This window comes from Micromonospora sp. AMSO31t, assembly GCF_008868175.1.
Taxonomy (GTDB): Bacteria; Actinomycetota; Actinomycetes; order Mycobacteriales; family Micromonosporaceae; genus Micromonospora.
In genome coordinates, this window is the sequence record NZ_WBKT01000232.1 from 1 (window position 1) to 7,220 (window position 7,220).

Genomic DNA, 7,220 nt, shown 5'->3' on the forward strand with positions numbered 1-7,220 from the left:
GGTTGACTCTGTCGGTCCAGGCGCGGGTCAGTCATATCGTGAGGAATCGACGCATGGCAGATATCACTGGGGATCAGCGCGTCCAGTCGGAGGTGCTCGAGGGCCTCGCGACGGCGGTCAACCACCGTCGCTGGTTCGTCGAGCTCGCCGTGCCCTACCTCGGTGACAACCCCATCGAGATCGGCAGCGGGCTGGGCGACTACGCCCTCGAGTGGGCCGAGCACCTCCCCCGGATCACGGCCACCGAGGCGGATCCGGACCGCCTGGTCCGGCTCAAGGAACGGCTGGCCGAGCACCCGGGCATCGAGGTCCGGCAGATGCTGCTGCCGCACTCCGAGCGCGGCGACTACAGCGCGGCCGTCTCCTACAACGTGCTGGAGCACATCGACGACCACGTCGGCGCGCTGCAGAGCATGCGCGACCTGGTCCGCCCCGGCGGCGCGGTGATCATCATCGTGCCCGCGTTCCAGTTCGCGATGAGCCCGGCGGACGTCGCCACCGGCCACGTCCGGCGCTACACGAAGAAGACCCTGGCCGCAGCGATGACCGAGGCCGGCCTCACCGTGGAGAAGATCCACTACGCGAACGCGCTCGGCCTGATCGGCTACTTCATGGCCACCAAGGTCTTCCGGCTCATGCCGAAGGAAGGCCCCATGGTGAAGGTCTACGACACCCTGGTCCTCCCCGCCACCAAGGCCGCCGAGCAGCGGCTCCGGCCGCCGTTCGGCCAGTCGGTCTTCGCGGTCGCCCGGGTCCCGGCCTGACCGGAACGGGGCCTCCGCGAGCGCGGAGGCCCCGTCTCCTCACTCCTTGATCTGGTACGTCGGGCGGATGACCGCCCGGGCCAGGGTGTGGAAGGCCAGGTTGAACCCGACGTACGCGGGGCTCGCGCCCTTGCCCACGTCGAGCCGCTCCACGTCCACCGCGTGCACGGCGAAGACGTACCGGTGCGGCCGGTCGCCGGCCGGCGGGGCGGCGCCGCCGTAGCCGGTGTCGCCGTAGTCGTTGCGGATGCTGAACGCGCCCCCCAGGTCGCCCTCGTCCACGGCGGTCGGCAGCTCGGTGACCGAGGCGGGCACGTCCACCAGCACCCAGTGCCAGAAGCCACTGCCGGTCGGCGCGTCCGGGTCGAAGCAGGTCACCACGAAGCTCTTGGTGTCGTCCGGGAAGCCCGACCAGGCCAGGTGCGGGGAGACGTTCTCGCCGCCGGCGCTGCCGTGCGCGTACCGGGCGTCCATCGGCTCGCCGTTGTGCACGTCGTCACTGGTCAGGTTGAACGACGGCAGCGTCGGCAGCAGCTCGTACGGGTCCGGGGCGATCGGTCGTTCCAGGCTCATCGAAACGGTCCTTCCGGGTGCGCGAATGTCCTGCACCTTCATACCCCTTCCGCAGCCCGGATCGAACCGGAAGCGCCCGTTGTCCGGTGCCCACAGGCTCGACGAGCGCGACTACACTGTAGTCATGGGTAGTCCCCGAAGTGTTCGCTTCGATGAGGGCGTGCTCGCCCGCTTGGACCGCTATGTGCGTGAACACCCCGGCTCCTCGTCCTCCTCGGTGGCGAACATGTTCGTCGACGAGTCGCTCCGCACCTACGAGCATCCCGGCGTGGTCTTCCTAGCAGGGCCGGCCGGGCGTCGCGCCTCCCTGAACGGCGGCCCGGACATCTGGGAGGTGATCGGCGCCCTGCACGCGGTACGCGCCGAGTCGCCAGACCTGGAGGGCGAGGAACTGGCCGCGGAACTGATGGAGGTCACCGGCCTCGGCCGCGAGCAGATCGCGACGGCGCTCCGCTACTACGCCACCTACTCGGCCGAGATCGACCTGCTCATCAGAGCCAACCACGAAGCCGCCGAGCGGGAGGAACGACTCTGGCAGGCGGAGCAGGGCCTGCTCGGGCGCCCTCCGGCATGACCGGGCTGCTACTCGACGAGATGTATCCGCCGGCGCTGGGCCGCCGATTGCGGGAACGGGGCCACGACGTGCTCGCCGCCCTGGACCTGGAGGTCGGCCTCGCCTCCCGATCGGACGAGGACGTGCTCGCGTGGGCGGCCCGACACCAGCGCTGCGTCGTCACCGAGAACGTCGCCGACTTCGCCCGGATCACGGCGTCGACGCCGCATGCCGGAATCGTCTTCGTCTCGGCGCGGCGCTTCCCCCGGACCCGCGCCGGCCTGGTCCGGCTGGCGTCCGCGCTCGACGCCATGCTGGCCGCAACGCAGTTGCCCGGCCCGGACGGGTGACCTGGCTCGCCGAGGGGTGACCGGTCGGTCAGGGGCGGAGGGTGTGGGATTCGAACCCACGAAGGACATCGCTGCCCTTACCGGTTTTCAAGACCAGCGCCATCGGCCACTAGGCGAACCCTCCATGCCACGTCCCCGACGGGTTACGCGGCCGTGCCTAGTCTGCCACGGCCGGTGGAACGGGCGAGCCGCCGTCCCACCCCTGCTGTCAGGATGCTTCCGTGTGGGAAACCCCGGCGGTGGTGCTGATCAGTGGAATCATGGCGGCCGGCAAGTCCACTGTGGCCGAGCTGCTGGCCCGGCGGCTGCCCCGCGCGGTGCACCTGCGTGGGGACGTGTTCCGCCGCATGATCGTCAGCGGGCGGGCGGAGCTGACGGCGGACCTCACCGACGAGGCGTGGCGGCAGCTTCGGCTCCGCTACGACCTCGCCGCGTCGGCCGCCGACCGCTACGCCGCCGCGGGCTTCACCGTGGTACTCCAGGACGTGGTGCTCGGTGCGGAGCTGCCGGCGCTGGTCGAACGGATCCGGCACCGGCCGCTGGCCGTGGTGGTGCTCGCACCCCGCGCCGACGTGGTCGCCGCCCGGGAGCGGGACCGGCCCAAGCAGGGGTACGGCGGCTGGCCGGTGGCCGACCTGGACGCCGGCTTCCGGGCCACCACGCCCCGGGTCGGGCTCTGGCTGGACACCTCGGCGCAGACGCCGGAGGAGACGGTGGACGAGATCCTGGCCCGGGCGTGGACGGCCGGCCGGATCGGGTAAGACTGGGTCATGCACGCGATCACGATCCCGAAACCCGGCGGACCCGAGGCTCTCGTGTGGGCGGCGGTGCCCGACCCGGAGCCCGGCCCGGGCGAGGTGCTGGTCGAGGTGCGGTCGAGCGCGGTGAACCGGGCCGACCTGCTGCAACGCCAGGGGCACTATCCGCCGCCGCCGGGCGCGCCCGCGTACCCGGGGTTGGAGTGTGCCGGGGTGGTGGCCGCGGTCGGGCCGGAGGTGACCGGCTGGGCGGTGGGCGACGAGGTCTGCGCGCTGCTGGCCGGCGGCGGTTACGCCGAGCGGGTCGCCGTGCCGGCCGGCCAGTTGCTGCCGGTGCCGGCGGGGGTCGACCTGGTCGACGCGGCGGCGCTGCCGGAGGTGGCCTGCACGGTCTGGTCGAACGTGGTGCAGCTCGCGCGGCTGGCCGAGGGCGAGACGCTGCTGGTGCACGGGGGCGGCAGCGGGATCGGCACGTTCGCCATCCAGCTCGGGGTGGCGCTCGGCGCGACCGTGGTGGTGACGGCGCGGGCGACGAAGAACGAGCGGTTGCGCGAGCTGGGCGCCGCGCACACGATCGACTACGCGGAGCAGGATTTCGTCGAGGAGGTGCGCCGCTTCACCGACGGCCGGGGCGCGGACGTGATCCTGGACATCATGGGCGCCGCCTACCTGCCGGGGAACGTGGCGGCGCTGGCCACCGGCGGCCGGCTCGTGGTGATCGGCATGCAGGGCGGCCGCAAGGGCGAGCTTGATCTCGGGATGCTGCTGGCGAAGCGGGCCTCGGTGCACGCGACCGCGTTGCGTTCCCGCCCGCTCGCCGAGAAGGCGGAGATCGTCCGGGGCGTCCGGGAGCAGGTGTGGCCGCTGGTCGAGTCGGGGAAGGTCCGACCCGTCGTCCACGCGCGGGCGAAGATGGCCGAGGCCGCCGACGCGCACCGGCTGGTGGAGACCAGCGACCACCTGGGCAAGGTGCTGCTGGTCCGCTGACCGGTCAGGCCGCGTCCGGCCCGGGGCGGGGGAGCATGAGCCGGGCGCCGGAGCCCTCGGCGGCGAGCGCGTCGCCCGGGTTGTAGAGGGTGCAGCGCTGCAACGACAGGCAGCCGCAGCCGATGCAGCCGTCGAGGTCGTCGCGGAGCTTGCCGAGCAGTCGGATCTTCTCGTCCAGCCGGTTCCGCCAGGCGCGGGAGAGGGCGGCCCAGTCGTCGGGGGTGGGTGTGCGCCCGGACGGCAGCGAGGCCAGCGCCTCCCGGATCTCCTCCAGCGAGACGCCGACCTGCTGGGAGATCCGGATGAAGGCCACCCGGCGCAGCTCGGTGCGGGCGTAGCGGCGCTGGTTGCCGCCGGTCCGCTCGGCGCGGATCAGCCCGAGCCGCTCGTAGTAGCGCAGCGCGGAGGGAGCCACGCCGCTGCGGTCGGCGAGCTGGCCGATGGTCAGAGTTGCTTCGTGCATCACAGGGCCTTGAGTTGAAGTGCGCTTCAACTCCGAGGCTATCCGCATGACGACGACGACCGCCACCGACCCCGCCGTGCTGAGGGCACTGCTGGACCGGGTACGCGCCGGCCGCGAGTTCGGCCCGAACGTGTACTCGACGCTGGATGTGCTACAGGTGCTCTACGACCGGGTGCTCCGGATCACCCCGGCGACCGTGGACGACCCGGACCGCGACCGCTTCCTGCTCTCCAAGGGGCACGCGGTCGCCGGCTACTACGCGCTGCTCGCCGCCCGGGGCTTCGTCCCGGTGGCGTGGCTGGACGACCAGGGCGGCCCGGACAGCCGGCTCGGCGACCACCCGGACCGGCTGCTGGTGCCCGGCGTGGAGATCGGCTCCGGGTCGCTCGGGCACGGCCTCGGCCTGGGCGTGGGCACCGCGCTGGGCCTGCGGGCCCAGGGCCGCACCGACCCCCGGGTGTACGTGCTGCTCGGCGACGCCGAACTGGACGAGGGCTCGAACCACGAGGCCATCGCGTACGCGGGCGCCACCGGGCTCGGCAACCTGACCGCGATCGTGCTGGACAACCGGTCGGCGAGCCACGGCTGGCCGGGCGGCGCGGCCGGCCGGTTCACCGTCAACGGGTGGACCGCCGCGACCGTGGACGGCCGGGACCACGCGGCCCTGCACACCGCCCTGACCGGGCACGACCACCACCGGCCGCACGTCGTCGTCGCGGTCGTCACCGACGGGGAGTGGGCATGACCATGCGCGACACCTTCGTGACCACGGCCGAGGAGGTGCTGGCCGATCCCCGCACCACGGTCGTGCTCGCCGACATCTCGGCCGCCGCGTTCGCCCCCGCCGCCGCCCGCTACCCGGGTCGGGTCGTCAACGTCGGCATCCGGGAGCAGTTGATGGTGGGTGTGGCCGGCGGGCTGGCGCTGACCGGGCAGCGGCCGATCGTGCACAGCTACGCGCCGTTCCTCGTGGAGCGGGCGTACGAGCAGATCAAGCTGGACCTCGACCACCAGGGGGTCGGTGCGGTTCTGGTCAGCGTCGGCGCGTCGTACGACCGGGCGGCGGCGGGGCGGACCCACCTGGCCCCGGCCGACGTGGCGCTGATCGACACGCTCAACGACTGGACCGTGCACGTGCCCGGCCACCCGGACGAGGTGCCGGGGCTGCTGCGGGACGCCGTGTGCGGGCGGGGGTCGACGTACCTGCGGCTGTCCACGCAGACCAACGCGCGGGCGTACCCCGAGGCGGGTGACCTGCGGGTGGTGCGGGACGCCGGGCCGGGCGCGCCGCTGCTGGTGGCGGTCGGGCCGCTGCTGGACGCGGCCCTCGCGGCGGTGGCCGACCGGCCGGTGACGGTGGCCTGGACCCACCGGCCGCGCCCGTTCGACACGGCGGGGCTGCGGGCGCTCGCCGGCACCGAGGTGATCCTGGTCGAGCCGTACCTGGCGGGAACCTCGGCCCGGGTGGTGGCCGCGGCGCTGGCCGACCGGCCGCACCGGCTGCTCGCCCTCGGGGTGGGGCGGTCGGAGCTGCGCCGTTACGGCGGGCCCGAGGACCACGACCGCTGGCACGGCCTGGACGCGGCCGGCCTGCGCCGCTCGGTGGACGATTTCCTCACCCCGGCCCGGGCCGCCGCCTGACCGGCGGGACAGCGGGACCCCGCGACACCGGCCTGGCCGGGGTGCGGGGTCCCGTCGTTCGTGGGTGGGGCGTCAGCGGGCGGCGGGGCCGACCGGGTGGCGCCGGGCGCGCTCGCGGGCGAGGATCCAGATCGCCTCGACGCCGTCCTTCCAGGTGATCTTCTTGCCCTCCTCGCGGCCCCGGGCGCGGTAGCTGATCGGGACCTCGTAGGGGCGGATGCGCTGGCGGAGCAGCTTGCCGGTGACCTCGGCCTCCATGCCGAAACCGCGCGAGCGGACCTGGAGCGAGCGGTACAGCTCCAGCGGCATCAGCTTGAAGCAGGTCTCCAGGTCGCCGATGTACGAGTTGTAGAGCACGTTGGCGGCGAGCGTCACGCCCTTGTTGCCCATCACGTACCAGAAGCTGTAGGAGCTGTGGCTGCCGAAGGTGCGGTTGCCGTAGACGACCGTCGCCCGCCCGTCGAGCACCGGCTCGAGCAGCCGCGGGATGTCCTGCGGGTCGTACTCGAGGTCGGCGTCGAGGATGACCATGTACTCACCCTCGGCGTTGTCGACGGCGGTCTTGATCGCGGCGCCCTTGCCGGCGTTGCGCTGGTGGGTGATCACCCGCAGTCGGGCGTCGTCCACCCGGCCGAGCACCTCGCCGGTGCCGTCGCGGCTGCCGTCGTCCACGACGACCAGCTCGATTTCACACGGGTAGTCCACCGCCAACGCCTGCTTGAGGGCATCCGCGATGCGTTCCTCCTCGTTGTAGACCGGCATGAGGATCGAGAGCTTCACGGGTTCTCCACGGAGGCGACGGTGGGTCGGGGCGGGCCTAGCCTAACCTGGCTGGTCGCCCAGGTCACCACACCCCGGCCCGCCCTTGCGCGAGAACCGCCGCAGTCCGCCCCTTCTGCCGGAGAAGTGCCCTTCCGCACCCGGCCGCAAGGCTTACCGGACGCATTCACATCCCGTCATCGGGCGGTTACTGTCTGGTAGCTCAATCGACATCCCACGATTGAGCCGAGAGGAGTGCGTCGATGTCTGGTACCCCCGCCAGGCGCGCACGGACGATCCGACGCCGCGCCCTGGCCGTCCTGTCCGCCGCCGCCCTCACCCTGCCGACGCTGGTCGGACCGGCCGCCCCCG

At 72.8% G+C, this 7,220-nt stretch carries 10 protein-coding genes and 1 tRNA gene; 7 read left to right on the plus strand and 4 right to left on the minus strand.

The window, feature by feature from the left end; translation table 11 throughout:
* The first annotated feature begins 53 nt into the window (after positions 1 to 53).
* Positions 54 to 764 carry a bifunctional 2-polyprenyl-6-hydroxyphenol methylase/3-demethylubiquinol 3-O-methyltransferase UbiG gene (locus F8274_RS29255; RefSeq protein ID WP_151465584.1) on the plus strand — a complete coding sequence of 237 codons (711 nt, stop codon included), beginning with the start codon at positions 54 to 56 and terminating at the stop codon, positions 762 to 764.
* A 39-nt stretch (positions 765 to 803) separates the two neighbouring features.
* Here the strand turns inward: F8274_RS29255 and F8274_RS29260 are convergent, their stop codons facing one another.
* On the minus strand, positions 804 to 1,337 hold the full coding sequence (locus F8274_RS29260) for a YbhB/YbcL family Raf kinase inhibitor-like protein (protein ID WP_151465585.1): 534 nt from the start codon (positions 1,335 to 1,337) through the stop codon (positions 804 to 806).
* Positions 1,338 to 1,461: 124 nt separating this feature from the next.
* On the opposite strand from F8274_RS29260, the gene F8274_RS29265 reads away from it, so the two are divergent.
* Together F8274_RS29265 and F8274_RS29270 are read left to right on the plus strand one after the other, a co-directional pair.
* Entirely contained in the window at positions 1,462 to 1,911 is a 450-nt protein-coding gene (locus tag F8274_RS29265; protein ID WP_151465586.1) for a hypothetical protein, read from the plus strand.
* On the plus strand, positions 1,908 to 2,240 hold the full coding sequence (locus F8274_RS29270; RefSeq protein WP_151465587.1) for a DUF5615 family PIN-like protein: 333 nt from the start codon (positions 1,908 to 1,910) through the stop codon (positions 2,238 to 2,240). The genes F8274_RS29265 and F8274_RS29270 overlap by 4 nt, the downstream gene beginning before the upstream one ends.
* Before the next feature lie 35 nt (positions 2,241 to 2,275).
* Here F8274_RS29270 and F8274_RS29275 read toward each other — a convergent pair.
* Positions 2,276 to 2,364, minus strand: a tRNA-Ser gene (locus tag F8274_RS29275).
* Between the two features lie 97 nt (positions 2,365 to 2,461).
* Between F8274_RS29275 and F8274_RS29280 the strand changes: the two genes are divergently transcribed.
* Both F8274_RS29280 and F8274_RS29285 read left to right on the plus strand, forming a co-directional pair.
* On the plus strand, positions 2,462 to 3,001 hold the full coding sequence (locus tag F8274_RS29280; protein WP_225854031.1) for an AAA family ATPase: 540 nt from the start codon (positions 2,462 to 2,464) through the stop codon (positions 2,999 to 3,001).
* Between the two features lie 9 nt (positions 3,002 to 3,010).
* Positions 3,011 to 3,985 carry an NAD(P)H-quinone oxidoreductase gene (locus F8274_RS29285; RefSeq protein WP_151465588.1) on the plus strand — a complete coding sequence of 325 codons (975 nt, stop codon included), beginning with the start codon at positions 3,011 to 3,013 and terminating at the stop codon, positions 3,983 to 3,985.
* Positions 3,986 to 3,989: 4 nt separating this feature from the next.
* Here F8274_RS29285 and soxR read toward each other — a convergent pair whose 3' ends face one another.
* Positions 3,990 to 4,448, minus strand: a complete 459-nt coding sequence (gene soxR / locus F8274_RS29290) for a redox-sensitive transcriptional activator SoxR (protein ID WP_151465589.1) — start codon at positions 4,446 to 4,448, stop codon at positions 3,990 to 3,992.
* Between the two features lie 46 nt (positions 4,449 to 4,494).
* On the opposite strand from soxR, the gene F8274_RS29295 reads away from it, so the two are divergent.
* The gene (locus tag F8274_RS29295) at positions 4,495 to 5,193 is read left to right on the plus strand and encodes a transketolase (protein WP_151465590.1); all 699 of its coding nucleotides are present in this window, start codon (positions 4,495 to 4,497) and stop codon (positions 5,191 to 5,193) included.
* A 2-nt stretch (positions 5,194 to 5,195) separates the two neighbouring features.
* Positions 5,196 to 6,089 (plus strand): transketolase family protein, encoded by an 894-nt coding sequence (locus F8274_RS29300; protein ID WP_151465592.1) that lies wholly within the window; start codon positions 5,196 to 5,198, stop codon positions 6,087 to 6,089.
* A 72-nt stretch (positions 6,090 to 6,161) separates the two neighbouring features.
* On the opposite strand, the gene F8274_RS29305 is transcribed toward F8274_RS29300, so the two are convergent.
* Positions 6,162 to 6,869, minus strand: a complete 708-nt coding sequence (locus F8274_RS29305; RefSeq protein WP_091265396.1) for a glycosyltransferase family 2 protein — start codon at positions 6,867 to 6,869, stop codon at positions 6,162 to 6,164.
* Positions 6,870 to 7,220 lie beyond the last annotated feature (351 nt).

Bases quoted from the DNA above. Each gene is read 5' to 3' on its own strand.
- F8274_RS29255 (WP_151465584.1), top strand. From the start codon at position 54: ATGGCAGATATCACTGGGGATCAGCGCGTCCAGTCGGAGGTGCTCGAG.
- F8274_RS29285 (WP_151465588.1), top strand. From the start codon at position 3,011: ATGCACGCGATCACGATCCCGAAACCCGGCGGACCCGAGGCTCTCGTG.
- F8274_RS29260 (WP_151465585.1), bottom strand. From the start codon at position 1,337: ATGAGCCTGGAACGACCGATCGCCCCGGACCCGTACGAGCTGCTGCCG.
- F8274_RS29270 (WP_151465587.1), top strand. From the start codon at position 1,908: ATGACCGGGCTGCTACTCGACGAGATGTATCCGCCGGCGCTGGGCCGC.
- F8274_RS29265 (WP_151465586.1), top strand. From the start codon at position 1,462: ATGGGTAGTCCCCGAAGTGTTCGCTTCGATGAGGGCGTGCTCGCCCGC.
- F8274_RS29295 (WP_151465590.1), top strand. From the start codon at position 4,495: ATGACGACGACGACCGCCACCGACCCCGCCGTGCTGAGGGCACTGCTG.
- soxR (WP_151465589.1), bottom strand. From the start codon at position 4,448: ATGCACGAAGCAACTCTGACCATCGGCCAGCTCGCCGACCGCAGCGGC.
- F8274_RS29300 (WP_151465592.1), top strand. From the start codon at position 5,196: ATGCGCGACACCTTCGTGACCACGGCCGAGGAGGTGCTGGCCGATCCC.